This window comes from Hyalangium versicolor (assembly GCF_020103695.1).
Taxonomy (GTDB): domain Bacteria; phylum Myxococcota; class Myxococcia; order Myxococcales; family Myxococcaceae; genus Hyalangium; species Hyalangium versicolor.
Map to the genome: position 1 here is coordinate 1 of NZ_JAHXBF010000007.1, position 24,453 is coordinate 24,453.

14 protein-coding genes are annotated in these 24,453 nt (G+C 65.0%); 9 read left to right on the top strand and 5 right to left on the bottom strand.

The features are described 5' to 3' along the window. Positions 1–17 precede the first annotated feature (17 nt). Positions 18–1,535, bottom strand: coding sequence for a glycosyl hydrolase family 95 catalytic domain-containing protein (locus KY501_RS15930; protein ID WP_373691613.1), 1,518 nt, complete (start codon positions 1,533–1,535; stop codon positions 18–20). Positions 1,536–1,951: 416 nt separating this feature from the next. On the opposite strand from KY501_RS15930, the gene KY501_RS53920 reads away from it, so the two are divergent. The 5 genes from KY501_RS53920 to KY501_RS15955 all read left to right on the top strand — a co-directional run bounded on the left by KY501_RS53920 (position 1,952) and on the right by KY501_RS15955 (position 11,876). Further along, positions 1,952–4,075: a right-handed parallel beta-helix repeat-containing protein gene (locus tag KY501_RS53920; protein ID WP_224363899.1), complete on the top strand. Its 2,124-nt coding sequence runs from the start codon at positions 1,952–1,954 to the stop codon at positions 4,073–4,075. Between the two features lie 131 nt (positions 4,076–4,206). After that, a complete protein-coding gene (locus KY501_RS15940; RefSeq protein WP_224363901.1) occupies positions 4,207–5,238 on the top strand; it encodes an NUDIX domain-containing protein in 1,032 nt (343 codons plus the stop codon). Continuing rightward, the gene (locus KY501_RS15945; protein ID WP_224363902.1) at positions 5,232–5,999 is read left to right on the top strand and encodes a DeoR/GlpR family DNA-binding transcription regulator; all 768 of its coding nucleotides are present in this window, start codon (positions 5,232–5,234) and stop codon (positions 5,997–5,999) included. Before KY501_RS15940 ends, KY501_RS15945 begins: the two co-directional genes overlap by 7 nt. A gap of 493 nt (positions 6,000–6,492) precedes the next feature. Beyond that, complete coding sequence (locus KY501_RS15950; RefSeq protein WP_224363903.1) at positions 6,493–9,684, top strand: RHS repeat domain-containing protein; 3,192 nt, start codon at positions 6,493–6,495, stop codon at positions 9,682–9,684. A gap of 125 nt (positions 9,685–9,809) precedes the next feature. Beyond that, on the top strand, positions 9,810–11,876 hold the full coding sequence (locus KY501_RS15955) for a sulfatase-like hydrolase/transferase (protein ID WP_224363904.1): 2,067 nt from the start codon (positions 9,810–9,812) through the stop codon (positions 11,874–11,876). Positions 11,877–12,021: 145 nt separating this feature from the next. Here the strand turns inward: KY501_RS15955 and KY501_RS15960 are convergent, their stop codons facing one another. Continuing rightward, complete coding sequence (locus KY501_RS15960) at positions 12,022–14,343, bottom strand: Kelch repeat-containing protein (protein ID WP_224363905.1); 2,322 nt, start codon at positions 14,341–14,343, stop codon at positions 12,022–12,024. Positions 14,344–14,637: 294 nt separating this feature from the next. Further along, positions 14,638–16,950, bottom strand: coding sequence for a serine hydrolase (locus KY501_RS15970; protein ID WP_224363906.1), 2,313 nt, complete (start codon positions 16,948–16,950; stop codon positions 14,638–14,640). A gap of 164 nt (positions 16,951–17,114) precedes the next feature. Between KY501_RS15970 and KY501_RS15975 the strand changes: the two genes are divergently transcribed. Next, a complete protein-coding gene (locus KY501_RS15975; protein WP_224363907.1) occupies positions 17,115–17,753 on the top strand; it encodes a hypothetical protein in 639 nt (212 codons plus the stop codon). Between the two features lie 30 nt (positions 17,754–17,783). On the opposite strand, the gene KY501_RS15980 is transcribed toward KY501_RS15975, so the two are convergent. Beyond that, the gene (locus KY501_RS15980) at positions 17,784–19,454 is read right to left on the bottom strand and encodes a DUF3556 domain-containing protein (protein ID WP_224363908.1); all 1,671 of its coding nucleotides are present in this window, start codon (positions 19,452–19,454) and stop codon (positions 17,784–17,786) included. Positions 19,455–19,625: 171 nt separating this feature from the next. On the opposite strand from KY501_RS15980, the gene KY501_RS15985 reads away from it, so the two are divergent. Beyond that, on the top strand, positions 19,626–21,230 hold the full coding sequence (locus KY501_RS15985; protein ID WP_224363910.1) for a PKD domain-containing protein: 1,605 nt from the start codon (positions 19,626–19,628) through the stop codon (positions 21,228–21,230). A gap of 62 nt (positions 21,231–21,292) precedes the next feature. Here the strand turns inward: KY501_RS15985 and KY501_RS15990 are convergent, their stop codons facing one another. Continuing rightward, complete coding sequence (locus tag KY501_RS15990) at positions 21,293–22,225, bottom strand: LysR family transcriptional regulator (RefSeq protein WP_224363912.1); 933 nt, start codon at positions 22,223–22,225, stop codon at positions 21,293–21,295. Between the two features lie 133 nt (positions 22,226–22,358). On the opposite strand from KY501_RS15990, the gene KY501_RS15995 reads away from it, so the two are divergent. Together KY501_RS15995 and KY501_RS16000 are read left to right on the top strand one after the other, a co-directional pair. Beyond that, entirely contained in the window at positions 22,359–23,171 is an 813-nt protein-coding gene (locus KY501_RS15995) for an amino acid kinase family protein (RefSeq protein ID WP_224363914.1), read from the top strand. Then, positions 23,168–24,442, top strand: a complete 1,275-nt coding sequence (locus KY501_RS16000) for a 3-dehydroquinate synthase II domain-containing protein (RefSeq protein ID WP_224363916.1) — start codon at positions 23,168–23,170, stop codon at positions 24,440–24,442. The genes KY501_RS15995 and KY501_RS16000 overlap by 4 nt, the downstream gene beginning before the upstream one ends. Positions 24,443–24,453: the final 11 nt, after the last annotated feature.

The window sequence follows — 24,453 nt, forward strand, 5'->3', positions numbered from 1 at the left end:
ACTCTGTAAGTCCGCTCTCAAGCGCTTGGTACTTCGCCGCGATGACTTCCTCCAGGTCCATGCCTACATTGATGGGCACGATCTCGGGCACCCGCAAACTGAAACTTTATTCCTGCGCGGCTCCTAACCTGGATGACCTTGGGGAACAGGCTGCGCACCGCGGCCAGGTCCGTGATGGCGTTCTGGACGTCCCAGTGCTGCTCGTGGACGTTGGATGACGCCATGTAATACTTCCCCGTCCCCGCGTCGTACGACAGCTTGCCCGCGTAGAACTTCGCGGCTTCCTTCATGAAGGGATAGGCCGTCCCACTCAGGTAGGCGGCATCCTGCGTGTACTTGTACTGGCTGTACATGTTCAACGCCGCCTCCGCCGCCGTGGAGAGCGTGTCCTGTGTGTAGTCGCTGTAAATGGTTCCCCGCGCGTTGCCGTCCCACCCCATGGTCTCGGGCACCCAGATTCCATCGATGCCGTACCTCGTCAGGGTGTATGACTTGAGGGCAGAGAAGTTGCGGCTGTACAGGTTGTTGAAGGTGTTCACCACCTCCGCATGATTGGACGCCAGGAACGAGTGGTAGACATCCCGCTGGTTCCAGTACCAGTACGCATTGCTCCACTTCCCACTGTCGTTGTCAGCAACGGCGCTGTACACCCCATTGATGAAGTGAAAGGGGTAGTTGCCATACGCCCCCGAGCCAATGATGTACGTGCTCAAGTAGTAGAAGCTCTCCAGGTAGTCCGCATCACCCGAAGCGTTGCTGTACTGGACGAACGACCTGTTCCAGAAGGAGTGCCACCAGTTCTTGTAGTTGTTGAGAACGGTGGAGTACCCGGTGCTCTTGACGCTGCTGAGCAGGTTCTTCGCCTGGGTGATGGAGTCATTGCCGGGGGCATTCAGCCGGCTGGCACAGGCGATCCAGATCGTATAGCTGGACGTGGGCATGATCGTGAGCCGCACCCTGCTGCCGTTCACGAACTGGGTGGTGAAGCTCGCGCCCTCGACTGTCGCCGCCAGCGTGTAGCCGAAACGGTTCGCATCGCCCTGCCCTCGGCTGAGCCCCACCGTGGAAGTCTCCACGAAGGTGGAGACCGTCCTCCACGGGGTGATGTCCGGCACATCTCCCCCGCCAAACGCGCTGACATCCCAGAGGCTCAGATCCACCGAGATGCTGGAGACGCCCGAGCGACTGTCCTCGACATGGATGCCCAGCACCTCGGAGTTGGGGGCGCCAAAGAGGGTGACCGTGCGGTTCGAGTCGTACTGGGTACTCACGACACCGTCGTACAGCGCGAGCCGCTGCTGGAAGGTGGAGTAACCCGTATTCAGGCCCGGTTGGGTCGAGAGGCTCACCCACCCTTGCGATGCGAACCCCTCCTGGGAGGCATCCACGCCGGAGACCTGCATCGTGAATCCGTTGGAGGTGTCCCACACCATGGCACCCACGCGGCCATTGCCTACAGTCAGCCCGCTCTTGGGCTGAGTGACAGGCGCGTTGAACACCACATCGTGCTTGGACAGGTACCCCGCAGAGTCCACGCTCAAGGTCCCTGCACTCGTGTTGAATGAATGGCTGGAGGGACTTGCTCTCGCCACGGAAGCCCCCCCACCTGTCACGAGAATGCAAGACAACGTGAACATCGCGGTGACACTGCCCCTTGCGCCGTGACTGGACCACTTCATCGCAGGATCTCCTCCCTCAGAAACTTCAACATGGCGAGAGTTTTTCATTTCCCTCGCTTGTAAATTCATTCACATGATTTACTGACTAGGCTCAACTTGCAGGATATACCAGTATTCCTTGCGCTGACAGCGTTTTCATGGCTACTTGATGCTTGTCACAGGGAGAGCCCGTCATGAAAACACAGACATCCATCAGATCCTCCGTTCCACACCCATGTCTCCTGCTCGTCCTGAGCGTCCTGCTATGCGTTGGGCTCCCAGCCCATGCCGCCGTGGGAGCAACCACCCCCTTCGTCAGCTATGAGGCCGAGGCCGGGACGGTGGGTGGCGGCGCAGTGGCCGTCTCGCTGAGCACCCCACCGGTGACGCAGTACTCGAGCCCGGAGTTGGAGGCCTCGGGTCATGCCTACGTCCGGCTCGATGGCACCGGGCAGTTCGTGCAGTGGGTGAACACCACGGGCCAGAACATCACCGCGATCAACGTGCGGGCCTGCCTCCCCGACGCTCCGAACGGAGGGGGCATCACCGCCACGCTCAACCTGTACGTCAACGGCGTGTTCCGTCAGGCCCTCACCCTGAACTCGAAGCAGACCTGGCTCTACGAGGGCAACAACAACTACCAGGGCAACAGCCAGAACCCCGCGGACGGCTATCCCCGCGTCTTCTTCGATGACATGCACACGTTCATCACGGGTGCGCCCGTCTCCCCGGGGGACACGATCAGCCTTCGCAAGGACGCGGCCAACACGGCGGCGTTCTACTACGTCGACGTCGTCGACCTGGAGGCCCCGCCGGCCCCCCTGTCGCAGCCCGCCAACTCCCTGTCCATCACCAGCTGCGGGGCCGTGGCCAACAACAGCTCCGTGGACAATTCCTCCGCCATCCAGAACTGCATCAACACCGCGCAGTCCCAGGGCAAGAGCGTTTGGATTCCCGTGGGCACCTTCTATGTCCGGACCACGGGTGGACTCAACGCGACGGGCGTCACCATCGAGGGCGCGGGCATGTGGTACAGCACGATCTACCGCAACATGCCGCTGCCCAACGCGAACCCGCTGGGCGCCATCTTCAACCTCACGTCCTGCACGGTCCGCAACTTCTCCCTCGACTCGAACGCCCCCAGCCGGGCCGTCGTCGACGGGTGTGGCGGCGCCATGGACACCACCGGCACCAACTGGCTGGCGGACAGCATCTGGACCCAGCACACCATGTCCGGCTTCTGGGCTTCGGGCACGGGCGGGACGATCCAGAACTGCCGCCTCACGAGCATCTGGGCCGACGGCTTCAACCTCAACAACGTCGCCCTCAATGGGACGGTGGGAAACTACCTGACCGGCAGGAACAACTTCGTCCGAGGCACGGGGGACGATGCGATCGCCATCAACTCGGTCAACTACAACGGCTCTCAGTTCTACACGCCGATGTCGCACGCCACGCTGCTCAACAACACCTCGATTGCTCCCTGGGGCGGCAAGGGTATCGGCATCTACGGGGGCAGCGAGCACCTGGTGAGGGACAACTACATGAGCGACACGGCGAGGTACGTGGGCCTCGGCGTGATGAAGTTCGGCGTGAACGGGTCGGACCTGCTCTCGGGCACGGTGACAGGCAACGTCGTCGTGCGCAGCGGAGGCAACGGCTTCAATCAGGGACAGCCCGCCCTGCACATCGGCAACGGCGGTGACGGCCAGGGCGTGGGCACGGTCGCGAACGTCACGGTCAGTGGCAACACCGTGATTGACTCGCTGTACAGCGGGGTCGGCTTCTCGACGAGCTCCAACATCCTCTTCGAGAACAACACCGTCATCCACCCCGGGCTGGATGGAGTCGTCATCTCTCCTCCCTACTATCCTGCGCCCACCGGGTCCGCGACGATCCGTGGCAACACGGTGAGCAATCTGAATCCGGGAAGGATTCCGTTTGCCAACTTCTCCAATGGCTTCGTGGCCACCGTCTCGGGAAACAGCTGGCCGAACGTGGCCCCCCGCAAGCTGGTGCCCGGCGCGAGGGTGTCCCTCCAGCTTCAGGGCAGTGGCCAGTACGTCTGCGCCGATAACCAGGGCAACAACCCGCTGATTGCGAACCGGACCGCCGTGGGCCCCTGGGAGACCTTCACCGTGGTCGACGCGGGCAACGGGAACATCGCCCTGCGCGCCGAGGTCAATGGCCTGTACGTCTGCGCCGATAACCAGGGCACCAGCCCGCTGATCGCCAACCGCACCGCGGTGGGCGCCTGGGAGACCTTCACCGAGGTCGATGCCGGCAATGGGAACATCGCCCTGCGGGCCCAGGTCAACGGCCTGTACGTGGGCACCGGCAACGCGGGGACCGATCCGCTGACCGCCAACCGCACCTCGTTCGGCACGTGGGAGACCTTCACCGTCGGGTACCACTGAGCCCGCCAGGAACGCGCACGGGCACGGTGCGCGTTCGAGGGAATCCGCGAAGATGCCCGGAAATGCGCGAATCTGCACGTATTCGCGCTCAAATTTGCGCAAAAATGTGCGTTTGTGCCATTTTGCGGGCCATGAACGAGCATTCCCCGCTGATGGTCCTCGTGGCTGGCCCCTATCGGTCTGGAACGGGGGATGAGCCCGCGAAGATCGCCGCGAACGTGCGAGCCATGAATGAGGTCGCGCTCGAAGTCTTCCGAGCGGGACACCTGCCGGTGACGGGCGAGGCCATGGCGCTGCCGTTGATCGAGCTGGCCGGGAGCCGGGCCATCGGAGACCGCGTCTTCGACGAGATCTTCCACCCCGTGGGCCGCCGGCTGGTCGAGCGCTGCGACGCCGTGCTCCGCATCGGCGGCGCCTCGGCGGGAGCGGACGAGATGGTCAGCCTGGCCCGGGCGCATGGCAAGGCGGTCTATTTCAAGGTGGAGGAGTTGCCCCAGGCTGGCAAGTCAGCGCAGCCGCCGGTGCGTCGCGAGCCGGGCGGCTTCCGCGATCCGTTGGCGGAGCCCTCACGCAACGAGTCCGTGCGCTTCGTGGACGTCCAGGTCCTGTCCTCCAACTGGTACGTCCTGCGCAAGGTCACCTTCGACTATCAGCGCTCGAATGGCACCTGGAGCCGCCAGAGCCGCGAGGCCTACGACCGGGGCAATGGGGCGACCCTCCTCCTCCATGACGCTTCACGGGGCATGGTGCTGCTCACCCGCCAGTTCCGCCTGCCCTCCTATGTGAATGGAAACCCCGACGGGATGCTCATCGAAGCCCCTGCGGGACTGCTCGACGGCCAGCGGCCCGAGGAGGCGATCCGGCGGGAAGTCGAGGAAGAGACCGGGGTTCGTGTCGGAGAGGTGAAGCGCGTCTTCGATGCCTTCATGAGCCCGGGCTCGGTCACCGAGCGCCTGCACTTCTTCGCCGCGCCCTACACCCGAGCCGATCGCGTCTCGGCCGGCGGAGGGCTGGAGTCCGATGGTGAGGACATCGAAGTGCTCGAGCTGCCGCTCACCGAGGCCCTGCGAAGGGTGGACTCCGGGGAGATCTCCGACGCGAAGACGATCATGTTGCTGCAGTGGGCCGAGCGGCACGGTGTCATGGGCTCTCCGCGATGCTGAAGGAAGAGCGCCACAGGCGGATCCTCGAGATCCTCGACACCGAGGGACGCGTCGTCGCCACGGAGCTGAGCGAGCTGCTGGGAGTGTCGGGCTACACGATTCGCCGGGACCTGGACGAGCTCGCGGAGACCCGCCGTCTCCACCGTGTCCATGGAGGGGCGGTCGCTCCCTCCTCGGTGGCGCCCACGTACGAGGCGCGCCAGCAGCAAGCCGTGCCGGGAAAGATCGCCACGGCACGGGCCGCCGCGACGCTGCTCCAACCCGGACAGGTCGTCATCCTCGATGGCGGTACGACGGCGTTGCACCTGGTGGACACCATTCCGCCGGGGTACACCGGGACGTTCATCACCCACTGCCCGGCGGTGGCCACGGCGCTGGCCCGCCATCCCGGCATCGAGATTGTCCTTATAGGGGGCACGCTCGATCGGCGGGCCATGGTGGCGGTGGGTGCCAACGTCATCGAGGCGTACCGGCGTATCACCGCTGACGTGTGTTTCATGGGTATCTGGAGCGTCAACGCCACCCACGGCATCAGCGGCCCCTACTACGAGGAGGTGGAGGTGCGCCGTGTGCTGCTCGGCTGCGCGGATCGCATTGTCGGCCTTGCCTCGCGCGAGAAGCTGGGCACCGTGGCGCCGTTCTCCATCGGGCCGGCCACGGGGCTGACCCATCTGGCGACCGAGCCGGACGTCCCCGAGGAGATGCTCCGTCCCTTCGTCGAGCTGGGGATTCACATCGTCAGCCAGGCTCCCCGAGCTTGAGCCCGGCGGAGACGCATGTTTTCTCAAAACCCGAGATACTGGTGGTAACAGAAAACATCGCTCTTGGTGAATAAGCTGCGCTTTTCTTGAGTCCGTTGCGTTCCGGGGAAGGGCCCTCTCCCTCCCCGTTCAAGACAGGAACGCAAGCTCTATGAGACATCATCTGAGGCCCCCAAGCCTCGTGCTGTGTGTGTTGTTTATTGCCGTGAGCGTTGCCGGATGCTCCAGCGAAACCTCGCCGCAGGACCCACCAGATCCACAGGATCCGCCGAACCCCTGCGAGGGAATTGTCTGCGGCCCCGGCCACTGCGTGGAGAGAGCCGAAACGGCGGCCTGTGAATGCGATCCGGGCCACCACGCGGAGGGGTTGACCTGCGTCAAGGACAACGAGCCGCCGAAGAATCCCTGCGAGCCCAACCCGTGCATGCAACCGAACCGTGGTGTGTGCACCGCTGTGAACGGCCAGGCTGTCTGTGGATGCGACTCCGGAACCGTGGAGGGACCTGATGGGGCCTGCGTCATCCCCAACCCGTGCGAGCCGAACCCCTGCACCCAGCCCAACAAGACCATCTGCAGCGTGTCCGATGGACAGGCTGTCTGCGCCTGCGTGAGCGGCTATGTGCCGGAGGGAGACGGGTGCAAGCCGGAGCAGACCATCACCTGCGAGGGACAGCACTCGACGGGTGACGCCTTCGAGCCCGATGAGTGCCCAGCGCTCGCGCGCAGCATCGGAGCGGGGGGGACACAGAACGAGGAGCACACGCTGAGCCCCGTGGGTGATGAGGACTGGCTCAAGCTCCCCGTGGTGGCAGGGCATCTCTATGAGGCCATCGCCACAGGGGCTGCGGGCCAGACGCTGGATCTGGATCTCTATGCCGCGGATGGCACCACGGTGTTGGCCTCGGACCACCGCGGGCAGACGGTGGCGAAGATTCTTCACAAGGCGGCAGGCTCGGGACAGCTCTTCTTCCGGATCCACGCCTTCGTCAGTGGCGAGTCGGGAGCCTATACGCTCTCCATCGTGGACCTGGGCGTGGACGACTTCGCCGATGAGCCCGAGTTCGCCACGAGGCTGACGGCGCCCAATGGGACTCCTGTGTCCGGAGCGCTGCAGTTCGACGGGGACCGGGATGTGGTGAAGCTCTCGCTCGTTGCCGGCCACAGCTACCGCTTCGAAGCGGCATGGAGCGCCACGAGCACGGCCCCCCTGCAGCTCGACCTCATCGCGCCGGACAAGACGACGGTGGTGCTCTCGCGCCAGCAGGTGGCGCCCCAGGCGCTCACGCGCATCACCAGCGCAGGAGACTACTTCCTGCGCATCCAGGAGCCCTCGGGGACGCTGCGCGCGGGCTACACCTTCACCTTCACGGACCTGGGAGTGGATGACTTCGGCGATGGTCCCTCGGATTCGTCGCCCGTGACCATTGGCTCACCGCCGGCGAACGGAGCCTTCGAGCGCCCGGATGACGTGGATGTCTTCACGTTCCAGGCGCAGGCGGGCCACATCTATGCCTTCACCTGCAACCCGAGCGGGGGCGCCACGGACTGCCTGGTGAGCCTCTCCGACGCGACGGGCAACGTGCTGGCCACCGACAACAACGGGGGGACGGGTTCCATCATCTACGAGTACGACCAGGCGGGGACCTACTTCTTCCGCCTCTCCTCGGGCAAGGTGGGCAGCTACACGTACCGGCTGGAAGATCAGGGCCTCGACGATCACGGAGACACCTTCGCCACGGCCACCGCGATTGCTCCGTTGTCCACGGCCACCAACGCGCGGCTGGAGACTGCCGGGGATGCGGACTTCTTCTCGTTCTCGGGCTCGGTGAGCACCACCTACGAGTTCAGCTGCACCAGCACGGCCGTCGACTGCAACGTGGTGCTCCATGACTCCAACGGCACCGTGGTGCAAACGGACGCGGGCTCCAGCACCAACGCCCGGGTGACCTATCTCGTGCGGACCGCCGGCACCTTCTACTTGAAGGTGTACAACGGGACGGCGACGGTGGGCGCCTACACGTACCAGCTCAAGAACCTGGGGACGGACGACCATGGCAACACGCCGGCCGATGCCACACCTGTCACTCCCGCCGCCGTGACCGTGAACGCGCGGCTCAACGCGTCGTGGGATGTGGATGTGTTCTCATTCGAAGCCGTGGCCGGTCACATCTACGAGGTCTTCTGCAGCGCTTCGGGGTACAGCTTGGATCTCGTGTTGATGGACGCGGCGGGGACTGTGATTGCCTCCGATGCTGGCAGCATCGCCTCACTGAGGGCGGAACTGAACACTGCGGGGACGTATTACTTCCGCCTCAAGTCCACTACCTCCACTGTCGGCGCATACACGTACCGGCTGGAGGACGTGGGGGTGGATGACCATGGAGACACGCTGGCCACGGCCACTCCCATCACTCCCTCCGCCACGAACATCAATGCGACGTTCGAGGTGCCCAGGGACGAGGACTGGTTCTCGTTCACGGCCACGGCGGGCCATGTCTACGACTTCACGTGTGACCCGCGTTTCTACGCGTGCAACGTGTACCTCCTGGATGCCTCGGGCGCGGTCCTGGTGTCGAAAACGTCCACCACCAACTCCGCCACGACGGTGCGCTGGGAGATCGCCACCTCGGGCACCTACTACGCGAGAGCAGTCACGGACGTGTACGGCGACGACACCTATACATACCGGCTCCAGGACCTGGGACTGGAGGACCACGGAGACACGATGGCCACGGCCACTCCCCTCACGCCGTCCGCCACGAACAACACCGCGAGGTTCGAGATTCAAGGAGATGTGGATTGGTTCTCGTTCACAGCCGAGGTGGGCCACGTCTACGACTTCACGTTTGACGCCTTTCTGGTCGACGGCAATGTATCCCTGCTGGATGCCACGGGCACGGTCCTGGCGACGAGCACGTCCGGCCTCAACGCCGCGAAGGTGCGCTGGGAGATGGCCACCGCAGGAACCTACTACGTCAGGGTGACAGTCACGGACTGGTACACCAGCGACGACACCTACAACTATCGGCTGCAGGACCTGGGACTGGATGACCACGGAGACACACGGGCCACGGCCACGCCCATCACGCCATCCACCACGAGCAGCAATGCGAGGTTCGAGGTGACCGGAGACGAGGATTGGTTCTCGTTCACGGCCACGGCGGGCCACATCTACGACTTCGCTTGCAACCCCTCGAGCGCCAACTGCGACGTGTACCTGATGGATTCCACGGGCGCGGTCCTGGTGTCGGACACATCCACCCTCAGGAGCGCGAGCGTGCGCTGGGAGATCGCCAACGCGGGCACCTACTACCTGAGGGCGGTCGTCACAACCTGGGCCGCCACGGATGCCTATACGTACCAGTTGCAGGACCTGGGGCTGGATGATCACGCGGACTCCATCTCGGGAGCCACCGTCCTCACGCTGGGGACGGCCACGGCCGGCAAGATTGAGACCACTGGAGACGTGGATGTCTTCGCCGTAACGCTGGCGGCAAACACCTCGTACACCGTGAGCACCACCGGTATCTCGACGTCCCTCCGCGTGTACGCCCCGGACGGGACGACGGTGATCGTCAGTGGCTCGAGCCCCCGCACCTTCACGAGCGTCGCGGGCGGAGGCACCCACTACGTCCAGGTGACGGGAGCGTCAGGCACGGGCTCGTATACGGTGCGCGTCCAGTAGCCCTACGTCCAGCGGCGTGGCGTCTGTCGCGGTGAGAACAGGCGCCCGCCGCGCTCGCGGAGCATCTCCGGAACACTGGAAGCGCCGCATCCGGTGAGGCAGAGTCGGGGCATGGAGGCTTCACCATGCCCTCTCGCCCCAACATCCTGCTGATCACCTGCGACCAGTATCGTTTCCCGCGCTTCTCCTACGGGCCTGATGCCGGGTTCGCCGAGCCGCTCAAGCAGATCCTGGGCTTCCAGGGGGAAGTGGACGACAGCAATCCCTACGCGAAGTTCTTCCCCGGCCTGCTGCGCCTGCGGAAGAACGCGGTCGTCTTCCGCAACCACACCATCGCCGCCAGCGCGTGCACGCCGAGCCGCGCCACCATCTACACGGGCCAGTACGGCACGCGCACCGGCGTCACGCAGACGGATGGCCTCTTCAAGAACGGGGACTCCTCGAACTTTCCCTGGCTGGAGCCGGATGGGATTCCGACGCTCGGGTCCTGGATGCGCGAGGCGGGCTACACCACGCACTACTTCGGCAAGTGGCACGTGAGCAATCCGCCGGACCACTCCCTCAAGCGCTACGGCTTCGATGACTGGGAGTCGTCCTATCCGGAACCGCACGGCTCGCAGCCCAACAACCTGGGCATCTACCGCGATGAGGGCTTCACCGACTCGGCCTGCGCCTTCATCCGTCGCAGGGGGCTGGCGCTCAACTACAACCGGGCCTACGCGGAGGCCCAGGCGCGCAATCCCGACGCGTACCCTCCTGATCCCAACCACGTCAAACCGTGGTTCGCCGTCGCCTCCTTCACCAACCCGCACGACATCGCCACGTACCCTGGAGTCATCGCGCAGGCCCTGCCTCGGGACAAGCCCGCGGAGCCCATCACGCTGCCGGATGGGAAGCAGCTCCCCACACCCTCGACGCAGTCCCTGTTCGGACCGCTCACCGTGCCGAATCAGGGCGACGTCACGCCGCCGCCCATCCCGGGCACCATGCAACTGCCGCTCAACCCGCTGGACTTCCCGCAGGATTGCGCCCGGGCGTCCCCCACGCAGAACGAGTCGCTGGCCGACAAGCCGAGCTGCCAACGTGACTATGCCTACAAGATGGGGCTGGCGCTGTCGGCGAAGGCCGGCTTCAACATCACGAACCAACTGTCCCCGGACGATCTGAAGAAGGCCACGGAGCTCGCGGTCTTCCTGGCCCTGCAGAACTGCATCCCCTTCCAGCTCGCGGCCCATCCCGACCTGGGCTGCCTGCGGTTCCTCCAGCTCTATGCCTGGCTGCACTCCGTGGTGGACCAGCACATCGACGCGGTGCTCACGGCGTTGGAGGAATCCGGCCAGGCGGACAACACCATCGTCATCTTCCTCACCGACCACGGCGAGTATGGGGGTGCCCATGGGATGATGCTGGAGAAGTGGCACACCGCGTACCAGGAAGCCCTGCACGTGCCTGTGGTGATCAAGCCGCTGGCGAGGCCCCTTGTGGAGCAACAAGCCCGGGCGGCCGCCTCTGACTCCCACCAGCCCGTCACGGGACTGAATGGCATCCTGCGCCAGGTGGATGCCCTGACCAGCCACATCGACATCCTCCCGACGATCCTGGGGCTGGCCGGCGTGCATTCAGAGAAGCGAGAGCAACTCAGCCGCGCGCTCGCCGAGAGCCGTCCCGTGCCTCCGCTGCCGGGAGTCGATCTGTCCCCGCTGATCCGAGGCTACTGGGATCCGCGTCACGTGGTTCAACCGGACGGCACCTTGCGCGAGGGAGTGCTCTTCATCACCGATGACGAGATCACCGCTCCCCTGCCCCCCTCTCGCACGGCGCAGGAGGTGCATTCATACAAGGAGTTCGAGGTCTACAAGGCCACCGTGGAGGCAGTGCGCGAGGGCACCCCGAACCGGCAGCCGGTGCATCTGTCTCCGGGCTCTGTGAGGCAGCCCAATCACGTGAGGTGCGTGCGGACGATGGATTACAAGCTCGCGCGCTATTTCGATCCGTCCGGCGCGGCGGCGCAGGAATGGGAGCTGTACGATCTCTCGAAGGATCCGAATGAGGCGGTGAACCTGGTCCAGGTCGGCGTGACTCCGCCCACGGCGCGACCGGATCTGCCCACCTGGACGGACCCTGCCACGGTTCAGGCCGCAGCCGACCGGCTGGCCATCCTGCTCGCGAAGCTCGAGAAGCGGGATCTGTAGAGCGGCTTCGCGGCCCGGGAGCCGCCACCCGCAAGAAACCGGCCGGGTAGACCGGGGAAGTTGCCCTCCCCGGCCCCCACAGCTCCGGACGTGCGCAATTTACGCATCCGGCACTTCGGTTCGTGGATTCGCTATCTTCTCCGCTTCAAGGACTATACAGCTCCGCCGTGGCATCGGCGCGGCCGTTGAGCCCTCCAGTGATGAGGACCTTGCCGTTGTCGAGCAGAGTTGCCGTGTGCAAGGCATGCGCTGCGGCCATGGAGCCTGCGGGATAGCAAGTGCCAGTGGCCGGGTCATACAAATCCGCCGTAGCAAGGGCACCGGAACCGTTAGGCACACCTCCCGAAATGAGAACCTTGCCGCTGGGCAACAACGTCGCCGTGTGTGCGTAGCGAGGTGAAGCCATGGAGCACGCGGGGGACCAGGTGCCAGTGGCCGGGTCATACACTTCCATCGTTGCGATACCACCGCCGTTGTTCACGCCCCCCGAGATAAGGACCTTGCCGCTGGGGAGCAATGTCGCTGCGAGGTAGTCGCGAGGTGAACTCATGGAGCTCGCGGATGACCAGGTGCCAGTGGCCGGGTCATACAACTCCGCCGTTGAGAGCACCTCGCTGCTGCTGATTTCACCCCCCGTGATGAGGACCTGACCGTTGTTGAGCAGAGTTGCCGTGTGCAAGGCACGAGGTGAGGCCATGGAACCTGTGGACGACCAGGTGCCAGTGGCCGGGTCATACAGCTCTGCCGTTGCGATGGCACTGTTACTGGAGAACGAACCTCCCGTGATGAGGACCTTGCCACTGGGCAACAACGTCGCCGTATGCGCGTGGCGAGGTGTGGTCATGGAGCCTGTGGACGACCAGGTGCCCGTGGCTGGCTCATAGACCTGCGCCGCCGCGATCACTCCGATGCTGCTCATCCCCCCCGCGATGAGAACCTTGCCGCTGGGGAGCAACGTCGAGGAGTGCAGATCACGAGGCGCGGCCATGGGGCCTGCGGAAGACCAGGTGCCCGTGGCTGGCTCATAGAGCTCCGCCGTCGATTGCACGGCGCTGCCAAGGGCATACCCTCCCGTGATGAGGACCCTCCCGCCAGGCAACAATGTCGCCCTGTGGAAGTAGCGAGGCGTGGCCATGGAGCCCGCGGAAGACCACGCCCCGAGGGAGCAAGCAGGCAGCCCTGCGACTCCAAACGTATGCGTGATGGAAATGCCGTAGGCATTGGTGATGGTAGCCGTGAGCGAGGCAGGATGATTCGCCGGTGCGCAGGAGGGAGCCGTCCAGACGATGCGACTGCTGTTCGCGCTGTTCTGCGCCGTGGCGAAGGTACCGCCAACGCTGGCCGTCCAGGAAAATGCAAGCGAGCTGTTCTGCGGGTCACTTGCCCCCACCTCGAAAGTGAGCTGCTGAGAGGCCTGTGCGGTGAGGGAGGACTGGTAGGCGCGGGTTACAGTGGGTGGGAACCGCGTAGTCGTGGGCGAGGCGACACACAGGGCAACGGAGCCTGTGTTCTGCCCACCGCGTCCATCGGAGACGGTCGCAGTCAGTTGGCAATTGTTGCACGCGCCCGACGGGAGCTCTGAGGGGGAGAAAGAGGCCGTAGGAGAGGTGGGACTCGTCCACGTCCCGGCGCAGGTTGCCGTCCACAGGTAGGACAGCGAGTCATTGTCGCTATCGGAGGCGGTGACGCTGACAGAGGTGGACTGGCCCACTTCCAATCGGGTAGCGGAGGCGGAGAGCGCCGAGACGAGAGGCCAGGAGTTGAACCGGACGTCCAGTGAGGCATTGCCGGTGGCGGTGCCACTCACCACGTTGATGGAGAGAGAGACCGAGCCAGTAGCGCCCTGGGAGTCATTGACAGTGAGGGAGAGGGTGAAGATGCCTGGGGTTGCCGGGGCAGTCCAAGAAGTCGTGGCGCTGGTGGCTGCCGAGAAAGAACCGACAGAGGCCGTCCACGCGTAAGAGATGGTGTCGCCCGTATTGGGGTCCACCACGGTGGCTTGGAGCGAGACAGTGCCGCCCGCCTGGACAGTGGTGGGAGAGGCGACAACGGATTGGATGATCGGAGCCTGGTTTGAGAAGGAGGGAGGCGCAGTGAGCTCTTGGAGGGTGATGGCCACCAACGTGGTCTGATTTGCGCTAAGGGTCACTCCAGCAGTAGAGCCCTCGAAGAGCGGGGTATTGCTCGAGTCGACAGCCGTTGCGAGAAATGTGCGATTGGAACCTGCTGGGATGTTGCTGATGACACCGCCCCAGAGGTTTCCTGTCCGAGCCAACTCCGCGCTCATGGAGGGCATATCCGCGCCAGAGATTGTCACCATGATGCGAGAGACGGCCTGATTGGAGACCAGGGCTTGAGACAAGGTGACGGCAAACTGGGCGGAACCGGCGGGTTGCTCCGACCGGCAGCCAGAAACAGCGAGCGCGAGCGGCAGCAAGAGAAGGGCAAGAGGCTTTGTTGATTGCATGGGTTTCTCGGTGGATTGAGCAGACACGGCGTTTCCTGCGCCTGCCTGATGGGGCAGGGAGGGAGCGTGCATAGTGAACAAGCTCCATCCCAGCAAGGCGGCTCTGCGCGCCACCGCCTGCTCAATCCAGCAGCCGGTGGAAACTGAGGTCCAAGCGGCTCTGGACGAGGCCCAGCAGGCTCTCCACCTCGGCTCCGCAGAGCTTCAGCCGAACGACCAGTTCCTCTCGCGTGAACTCACACCCGACCAGTGGGAAGCAAGGCTCAGGTGGAACCGGCCTTTCCGCCGCGCGGTCTAATCGACCGGCTTGCGGACCACCGCCCCCACCAGCGCTCCTGCCTGCCCCGACAGATCACGGACCTGCCACCAGCCACGCCATTGGCCGTTCGCGACACCGCCTTCCCAGGCTGCCGTGTACACATTGCCGTCGGTGCTGATGAGGAACACGTCGAGCTTGTTCGGGTGGCGCGACACTGCCGAGACGCTCCCACCCGCGGGAATGGCGCCCGTAAGGATGTTCCACCACCCACGCCACTGGCCTGAAGCCACGTCCGCGGCCCAGGCCGCCGTGTACGTCTTGCCGTCGCTCCCGGCGACGAACACGTCCAGCTTGTTCGGATCGCGAGCCACCGCCGCGACAGCAGTCCCGGGCTTCGCGGTCAGCGAGCCGATCTGCCACCAACCGCGCCACTGGTCGTTCGCGACGCCTCCTTCCCACGCCGCAGTGTAGACATGGCCATCGGTGCTGGTGAGGAACACGTCCAGCTTGTTCGGATGGCGTGAGACAGCCGAGACGGCTCCCCCGGAAGGCGCGGCCCCCGTGAGGATGTTCCACCAGCCACGCCACTGGCCTGAAGCCATGTCCACCGCCCACGCCGCAGTGTATGTCTTTCCATCGGCTCCAACGACGAACACATCCAGCTTGTTCGGATCGCGGGCCACCGCCGCAACGGTGCTCCCAGCCTTCGCGGTCAGCGAGCCAATCCGCCACCACCCACGCCACCCGCCGGGCACGGCGGCGTCCCATGCGGCGGTATAGACACCGCCATCGAGCCCGACGACGAAGACATCGAGCTTGCCCTCGGCGCGGGCCACAGGGGTCACCTGCGCGCCTACTGGCGCCCTGCCCTCCAGGATCGGCCACCAGCCGGCCCATCGCTCGGCGGCCGTATTCTCACGCCAGGCGGCCGTATAGATGCGCTGGTCAGGCCCCACCACGAAGGCATCGAGCTGATCGCGCCGACGGGAAACTGCGGTCACCGGGCTGCCACTCGGGGCGCGACCCTCGATCATGCTCCAGGAGCCGGCCCACTGGGCTGCCGCCACATTCTGCTCCCAGGTGGCCTCCCGAATCCCCTTCACCGAGTCGGCCGTGAAGACATGCAACTTCTCGGGACCGGGCGGCAGCGGAGGCGTCATCACGCTGGGAAACAGATCATGAGCCGGGAACGAGGCCACCTTGTCGGTCGCCATCTGGTGGAGCACGGTCGAGAGGGGCTGGGTCTTACCCGCCCAACGGAGGCTGCCGGACTTGTCGCCATTGCAGAAGAAGACGATGCCGATTCCATCGTTGCGCAGGGCCATGTAGGTCGTGCTCCCGGGCAGGCCCCCACCATGCTCGGTGCCGCTCGCTCCGCCGCCCAGCGAGCCGGAGGGGCTCCCAGCCATGTCACGAAGATGGGTGGCCGTAGGCCAGTGCTTCCCGGCATACGCGGCGAGCACACGCGCATAATCGGGAGCCGCCATCACCCACCCGCCAAACGAGGCGAAGTTCATGTTGTTCTCACCGCCGTACTGGATCGGAACCAAGCCGCCACCACCCGTGAGGTCCGGTTTCAGCTCTTCATGAGACGGGAAGTAGGCGACCTCGCCCGGCGCGCGGCTGCGCTCCAGCGGCATCCCCAGTCGCGGACGGGAGACTCCGAGCGAGGAGAACAGCGCCGAATGCAGGCGCTGCATGTAGTCCACACCGGTCTTCTTCTCGATCACCAGCCCGAGCAGCGCGAAGCCGAAGTTCGAGTAGGCGGTGCGCGATCCCGGGTAGAACTGCATGTCCTGCGTCACGCCCCAACGGGCCAACTCCATCCGGGTGACGGGCAGCCCCTTCTTGAAGGCGGCGGCGGCCTGGGTGTCCTTGTAGAACGTGGGCTCGTCGGAGGTGGTGGCGGTCGGAGGAACTCCCCGGTCCCAACCGCCGGAGTGGCTCAGCAGATGCTCGACGGTGACGGCGCCGAAGTACTTGCCCGCCGTGTTCTTGTCCTTCGGTTCGGGGCTGGAGGGCACCGGGCCTCCATCCGGAGCCGTGAGGCCTAGAATGGACTGGACCTTGTCGCTCAGCCGAAGAAGTCCCGCCTCCACGAGCTGGTAGATCGCGATCCGGGTCAGCGGCTTGGTGCAACTGGCAATCCGGAAGAGGCTGGTCGGCTGCGTCACCTCGGATCCAGGCTCGGCCCAGGTGTAGCCGCGAGCCAGCAGCAGCCGCGTGCCCTGGGTGATCGCGAGAACGCCATTCCGCATGTCGTTCTGCTCCATGAACGCCTGGATGACATCATCGAAGGTCGACAGGGCCGAGACGGACTGGCCGGTGACACTCCACTGCTTGCTCATGTGATTTCCTCTCTCGACGTACCGGCTCACTGGCGCCAGCGGCTGGAGAGAGTGCGGAGCAGGCAGGTGTGACGGGTGCCCAGCGGGCAACGCCCTGCTCCTCGCCGGGGCTGCACGCTCAGGTGAGCAGCTCGCTGGCGAGCCCGTCACATATGCTGGGACGAATGCGACCCATCCCCTACAGCTACCCTGCCCCCAGCTCCATGCAGGCCTACAGCATCTCGTGGCCGGAGGCGGTCGCCGCGGATGCATCCATTCCGCTGGCCCGCCATGGATACCTGGAGGCCATCGCCCGCTACACGAACATCGAACCCTCCGAGGGCATCTTCGCCCACGAGTTCCTCCTCTCGGAGCAACCGGAGCTCGACCGCATGCTCGAGCTCGTGCACCTCTTCCCTGGCGTGCAGGAGGAGCTGGTCCCTCGACTCCTGGCGCGGACGCAGGCGCACAAAGCGCTCTCTGCCTTCGAGGCAAACCCGGCGGCACTGGAGCAGAACCTCCGGAAGGTGCAGTTCACCTGGGTGAATCCCTTCCTCCTCGAAGGCGAGCTGGCCTCCTACCTCTACTCCTATGGGCTGTACAATGCCTTCTGGCAGCACCACTCCGCGCGAGAGGCTCGCGAACTCGCGCGCTCGCTGGTGAGTGCGACCCTGCGAGACGAGCTGGAGCAGACGGTAGCGTTCAAGGCGCATGGCCCGTGGGGCCACTGGTTCGACCCACACTCGGGCACGGACCGCTCGTTCCTGCTCCTGGATCGCAAGACTCGCATGGCCTCTCTATTCTGCTTCTCGGACTCCGACTGAGCGCGATCGGCCCCCATCTCGCGAGCCGGACTACCCCACTCGCATGGGCGGGGAAGCGGAGCTGCTCTCGGGCCAGGGCTGCAGCTCGCAGAGCCGCTTCACCGAGAGCTTTCCCGCCTCGATCAGGCCGGTGCTCGCATCGTGGATCCGATAGGCGAGCGTCGAGCGCCCGAAGGGTTGCGCCTCGATGAAGACGCAGCGCAGCTCCCCCGGCTCGAACCCGCATTGCGCTTGGACGGATCGCAGGAGCTGTTCGGAATGGAGGTGGCCGTCACCGAAGTTCCACCCCAGCACCAGTCCGGCAACCAGCTCTCCATCCACCCACTCATAGTCCTCCAAGCGTTCGACGGCGCGCGGCACCAGTTCCTGGACCGCGCGCCCGTGCAGATGCATGAGGCGGAAGCTGATCACCTTGCCCACCATCCCGATCGCGGTCTTGCGGTCATAGAAGTGATCGAGCTGATCGAAAATCCATGGAGCCGTCTTCACGAGGTGCTGGTCGAGCTTGCGGTAGCTCTCGCCTCGGAACAGCCAGACGCTGCAGGCCCAGTTGCCGGCGTAGTACCGCATCGAGAGCAGGAACGAGACCAGGTGGGGCGCGAAGTTGCCCACCAACGGCACGACGACGAGCATCACGAACAGGAACACGGCGATCGGCGGCGAGACCTCAGTGACGCTGACAGCCGCGTTGGTGCTGAACAGGAAGAACGCGCCATACACCACGGCAAAGTTCCACTCGATGGGCACGCCCATGGGAACGTTGCTGGTGATGTAGACGTGGAGCATCAGCATCAGCACCAGCCCCACGGTCGTCACGGTTCCACCCGAGCCCGCGAGCAGGACGAGGGGCACGCTGAGCTCCAGGGCCGTGCCCATGTGGGCCATCACTTCCGCCACGCGCGACGGCCGCAGATCATCGGGATAGTGGCGATACATCCGGCGGCGGAGCCACTCGAAGCGCGTGAACGGGCTGTTGCTCGTCATCACGCACACCACGGAGGGGAAGTGATGGTTCAGCTTCGAAAAGCCCGCCCCGAACCACAGCGCGACCTGGACCGCCTTCGCGCCGGCAATCCAGTTGCCGGCGAAGGCGAAGCACACCACCGTGACCCAATAGTGCTCTCCGCGGGCGGCGAGGAAGATCGTCTTGTCCAGGACGCCAAGCAACGGCACGAGCACGGCGATGGGGAGCCATTGCTTGAAGCCCGGCGCCGGGTCCACGAGCGCCCAGCCCAGGCAGCCCAGCAGCGCGGCATAGAGCGCCACGTCCAGCACGGTCCTCCGCCTGCCCCCCACCACCGGCACGCCCTCGAGCAGCGGCATCTTCGTGGTGCCCGGCCGGAGGAAGTACAGGAACCCACCGACCGGAGGAAAGTAGCGGCCGGTGAGGGGGCCGCTTCCACAGCCGAGGCCGAGCACCTCGAAAGCCATGCTCCAGATGATCGCCTTCTGGAACGCGACCGGGTGCAGCCACCAGTCCATCGAGCCGAGCCCCCCCAGCCCCGGGGTGAACGAGCAGAACCCGATCCAGGCACCGATGTAGAGCACGACCTTGAACGCGTAGAGCGCGAAGCCGGCGAACGGAGTTCCATAGCCCTGCATGGCCCACGCACGGCAGACCATCTGCGCCTTCTCTTGGAACGGCTTGGCCGCCCACTCGACGGGATCGTACGGAGTGGGTGCCGGGTCTAGGAGTCCCATGAGGCCATTCCAATCAACCCAGCCGCTCAGAGTCCACCGGCGTTGCGCCCAAGAACAACCAATTCCATGTAAAACATTCTTTCCAAGCTTAAACCGCCAAAACCTATTGCACTTCGATTCCGGGGCTCGCAATGTTGGCGCCCACGAAGCTCACTCCGAAGGGATCTCCCCATGCCGAAGTCGAAGCAGCTCTCGTCCTGCCTCCGTCCCACTCTCCGAGCCTGGCCGACGCTCGCCGCCCTCGCGTTGGGCGCCATCGCGCCGGCGGCCCATGCCGATTCAGCGGTCTACGGCGGCGGCCCGTTCTATTCCGGCGGCACCGCGGTGATGGACGACCTGCGCAACTCGGGCTTCACCACCGTGATGCTGTGGAGCTTCCACATCGAGGACAACGGAGACCTCGTCTACAACGACATCCCCGTGGTCAAGAACGGCGCCTACATCGGCGATTCGGCATGGCCGACGCGGCTGGCCACCCTCAAGACCGCACCGACCTCGGTCAACCGCATCGAAGTGTCGATTGGCGCCTGGGGCGTCCCCGATTTCGAGCGCATGGCCCGGCTGGTCAACGGCACCGCCACCGGCTGCGGCAGCACCCTCGTCTGCGGCACCGGCAGCACCAGCATCCTGTACCGCAACTTCCAGGCACTGAAGACGGCCACTGGCGCCACCGCGGTCAACTTCGACGACGAGAGCGCCTACGATCTCACCAACACCACGCAGTTCGGGCAGATGCTGATCGGCCTGGGCTACAAGATCACCTTCGCGCCCTACACCAACCAGAGCTTCTGGAAGAGCCTCAAGGACAACCTCGGCAGCGCGGTCGACACCATCTACTTGCAGGTGTACGACGGCGGCGCCGGCAACAATCCGGCGAGCTGGAACACCGCAATGGGCATGACCGTCGACCCGGGCCTGTGGTCGCGCCACGGCAGCGGCTGCGCCAGCGGCGACAGTCCGGCCACGGTGCAGAGCAAGATGAGCTCCTGGAAGTCGTCGGCCGGCATCTCCGGCGGCTTCATGTGGCTGTATGACGATATCCAGGCGTGCGGGTCGCAGGGCACGGCCGCGCAGTACGCGGCGGCGATCAACACCGCGGTCAGCGGCAATACCCCGCCGGTGGCCAACTTCGGCGTCACCGTGAGCGGACTGCTCGCGACCTTCAGCGACTCCTCCACCGACAGCGACGGCACCATCGCCTCGCGCAGCTGGAATTTCGGTGACGGCAGCAGCTCGACCGCGACCAACCCCAGCCATACCTACGCCAGCGCCGGCAACTACAACGTCGGCCTGACCGTGACCGACAACGGCGGAGCCAGCAACACCAAGACCGTGACCGTCTCGGTCGGCGCAGGCAACGTCAACCTGGCACTCAACAAGCCAGCGACCGGCTCCACCGCCTGCAACACCACCGAAACACCGGCCAAGGCGGTCAACGGCAGCGTCTCGGGCGGAACCACCGACAAGTTCTGCTCGTTGACCTCTGGGGCCTGGCTGCAGGTCGATCTCGGCTCCGCACAGACGGTCAGCAGCTTCGTGGTCAAGCATGCCGGTGCAGGCGGTGAGTCGGCCACCTGGAACACCAAGGCCTTCACCATCCAGACCTCCAGCAACGGCACCACCTGGAGCACCCCGGTGACGGTGACCAACAACACCGCCAACAGCTCGACCCACACGATCAGCGCTACCTCGGCGCGCTACATCAAGCTCAACGTGACCACCCCGACCCAGAACGGTGACCCGGCGACGCGCATCTACGAATTCGAGGTGCGCTGACCGAGCCCGATCAGCGGCTCACCCGGCGGAGCCCCGCACCCACTGACGGGTATTGGCCATTATCAGGCGCGGCCGAGGAGCTCTCCTTCTCGCAATTCCTTCTGGAGTGCCGCGGCGATGAAGTCGACGAAGCTCTTGATCCGCAACGGCATGTCCCGCTGCGGGGGTAGCACGATCTGGATCGGGAAGAACCGCGACGTCCAGCCACGAAACACGTGAACCAGCGAGCCGCTCTGGAGTTCCTCCTTCATGAGGAACTCCGGCAGCCATGCGAGCCCCATGCCCTCCATGGCCATGGACTTCAGGATCAGCAGGTCATTGCTCAGGAAGAGGCTGTCCACCTGGATCTGGCACTCATCGCCGCCCTTGCTCAGTAACAGCCTCTGCTGAAAGGACCCGAAGCCGGAGAAGCCGAGGAAGGGAAACCCGAGGAGGTCGACCGGTTCCTTGGGCAGCCCCCCGTTCTCGCGAAGAAAACCCGGGCTCGCGGCAAGGAGCAGGCACGTCTCTCCCAGCTTCCTTTGAAGGATGGAGCTGTCCTTGAGCCGGCCCACGCGCAGGGCGAGATCGAACGAACCGCCGATCAGATCGACAGGGTCGTTCGAGAGGTGAAGCTCGACCTGCACCCCCGGATGCAATCTCAGGAAGTCCCGGCAGATGCGGCTCATGAGGAACTGTCCAATGTCCTCGTCCACGCTGAGCCGGATGGGCCCTGAGACTTCATGGGTCTTCTCCGTGAGCTCGCTGATGACCTCTCGCACCTGCGCCAGCAGCCCCCGCATCCGCACATAGAAGATCTGGCCTGCTTCCGTCAGCCGGAAGTGACGCGACGAGCGGTGGATGAGCTGCACGCCCAGCTCGGTCTCCAGCGCCGAGATGTTTCGGCTGACACGCGACTTCGGCTGTCTCAGTTTCGATGCGGCCTTGGTGAAGCTGCCACTGGATGCGACTTCTCTGAAGATCTCGATGCGGTTGAGGTCGATGTCGCGAGACAAGGGTTCTCCGTCGTTGTTCCAGCATGTGGAACCTTGGGTTGCGGTTCCGATCCCTCCCTCTGGGTCAGTCTTCGTGGGAATTGTCCTCTCACGACTTCCGCGCATGTCGCGGTGTCCGCGAGAAGGAGAAGTGATGCCCACATCCACCAGCCTGGGTGGCGTGAAACGCCGACAAGTCATGAAGTTTGGAGGCGCCGCGCTTGCGACCGCCGCGCACATCCGCCGCGCAGCCGCTCGCCTGGGAGCCGAGTTCTCAAGAGGCCATCAAGTCATCGCCGTGGTGAGCGCCATGGGCGACGAGACAGATCGCCTGGCCGCGCTCGCGGCTCAGCTCTCCTCCGAGCCAGCGCACGCCGAGATCGACGCGGTGCTCGCGGCGGGCGAGCAGGTCTCAGCGGGGCTGATGGCGCTGGCGCTCCAGCAACAGGGCATCCGGGCCCGGTCCTTCCTGGCCAGCCAGATCCGCATCCGCACCGATGGATGCTTCGGCAACGCGGGCATCGTCGAGATCGAAACGGCGCGGCTGGAGGCCTCGCTCTCCCGAGGAGAACTGCCGGTCATCGCGGGCTTCCAGGGCATTGACGCGGAGGAACGCTTCGTCACGCTCGGGCGCGGCGGCTCGGACATGACGGCCGTGGCGCTCGCCGTCAGCCTCCGCGCCGACGCCTGTGAGCTCTTCAAGGACGTTGACGGGGTCTTCTCCGAGGATCCCCGCCGCAATCCCCACGCACGGAAGCTGGAGCGCATCTCCTACGCGCAGATGGACACCCTGGTGCGAGCCGGGGCCCAGGTTCTCCAGCGCTCCGCCGTGCAGCTCGCGTCCTGTCACGGTGTCCGCCTTCACGTGCGCTCCGCCTTCCATGAAGCGAGCGGCACCTGGGTCGGCCACGACGAAGCCGAGATTCCCCTGAACTCCCCTCATCACCTCCAGAAGGTTGTCGCATGACACACGAACTGACGAATGGATACTCCCGTACCCGCCCAGAGGACCTCGCCGTACTCCGCAAGCCCATCCGCCTCGAGGCGATGACCGGAAACGCGAAGGCTGGGAAGCAGAGCCAGACCCAGATCTGGTTCGACACGAAGAACTTCTCGGAGCCTCAGGACCATCAGGGACTGATCCTGCGCCTGGGGCGTTTCCACTACACGGGCGTCCTGTTGCATCCACGGAACCTCGAGGCCCTGCTGCCGGCGATTCCCGGAGGGCTGAAGGCCGCCATTCGCCTGGAGTCTCTGGGGGAATTGGAAGCGCTGCTCTCGGCGGGCACGCACCAGGAGATCCTCCAGCGAGTCCAATCCCCGCTGATCGCGGTGTCGTCGAATCAGGACCTCCTGGCCCGCGCGAGCGAGGCGGGCCTGTCCACCTGCCTCTACCAGTATGTCGACGACGGCGAGTCCTTGCACCGGTCCATCCAGCAGGGCTTCCGCCATCCGTTCCTGATGATCTGCTTCCGCGACCCGACGAACATTCCGCTGGAGTTGGTGATCGCCTCCCTGCAATCCACCGGCACCACCCTCATCAAGGAGATCGCGAACCCCACGGATGTCGACGACGCCATCGTCACCCTGGGTGTCATGGAGGTGGGAGCGGATGGCGTGATGTTCTCGCCCGTCGAGCATGAGCAGTTGGAAGCCTTCGCGCGCAGGCTCGCCGAGCGGGGCCAGGAGCGCGTCGCGCTCGAGCCGGCCACCGTCACGAAGTCCGAGCCGATCGGCATGGGCTTCCGGAGCTGCATCGACCTGGCGACGCTGTTCGAGCCGACCGAGGGGATGATCGTCGGCTCCACCTCGCAGGGCGGGGTGCTGTGCTGCCCGGAGGTGTTCTTCCTGCCGTACATGGAGACGCGTCCGTTCCGCGTCAACGCGGGCGGTGTGCACAGCTACGTCTACAACGCCGCGAACAGGACCCATTACATGAGCGAACTCAACGCGGGTTCGGCGGTGATGGTGGTGAGCTCTGACGGGAGCACCCGGCAGGCGCCTGTGGGCCGGATGAAGACCGAGATGCGGCCGCTGCGGCTCATCGAGGCCCGCTTCGCCTCGGGAGAGACGATCAACGTGATCCTCCAGGATGACTGGCACGTGCGTGTCTTCTCGCCCGAGGCAAAGCCTCTCAACATCACCGAGCTGCGACCGGGCGATCAGATCCTGGCTCACAAGGCGGCGCCGGGCCGCCACGTCGGAATCAAGATCGACGAGAACATCAAGGAAAATTGAAAAAGGTCCCG

What these genes read in the sequence shown, in the direction of transcription:
- KY501_RS15940 (WP_224363901.1), top strand. Translation starts at nt 4,207, where the DNA reads ATGAACGAGCATTCCCCGCTGATGGTCCTCGTGGCTGGCCCCTATCGG.
- KY501_RS15945 (WP_224363902.1), top strand. Translation starts at nt 5,232, where the DNA reads ATGCTGAAGGAAGAGCGCCACAGGCGGATCCTCGAGATCCTCGACACC.
- KY501_RS15955 (WP_224363904.1), top strand. Translation starts at nt 9,810, where the DNA reads ATGCCCTCTCGCCCCAACATCCTGCTGATCACCTGCGACCAGTATCGT.
- KY501_RS15960 (WP_224363905.1), bottom strand. Translation starts at nt 14,343, where the DNA reads ATGCAATCAACAAAGCCTCTTGCCCTTCTCTTGCTGCCGCTCGCGCTC.
- KY501_RS15970 (WP_224363906.1), bottom strand. Translation starts at nt 16,950, where the DNA reads ATGAGCAAGCAGTGGAGTGTCACCGGCCAGTCCGTCTCGGCCCTGTCG.
- KY501_RS15975 (WP_224363907.1), top strand. Translation starts at nt 17,115, where the DNA reads ATGCGACCCATCCCCTACAGCTACCCTGCCCCCAGCTCCATGCAGGCC.
- KY501_RS15980 (WP_224363908.1), bottom strand. Translation starts at nt 19,454, where the DNA reads ATGGGACTCCTAGACCCGGCACCCACTCCGTACGATCCCGTCGAGTGG.
- KY501_RS15985 (WP_224363910.1), top strand. Translation starts at nt 19,626, where the DNA reads ATGCCGAAGTCGAAGCAGCTCTCGTCCTGCCTCCGTCCCACTCTCCGA.
- KY501_RS15995 (WP_224363914.1), top strand. Translation starts at nt 22,359, where the DNA reads ATGCCCACATCCACCAGCCTGGGTGGCGTGAAACGCCGACAAGTCATG.
- KY501_RS16000 (WP_224363916.1), top strand. Translation starts at nt 23,168, where the DNA reads ATGACACACGAACTGACGAATGGATACTCCCGTACCCGCCCAGAGGAC.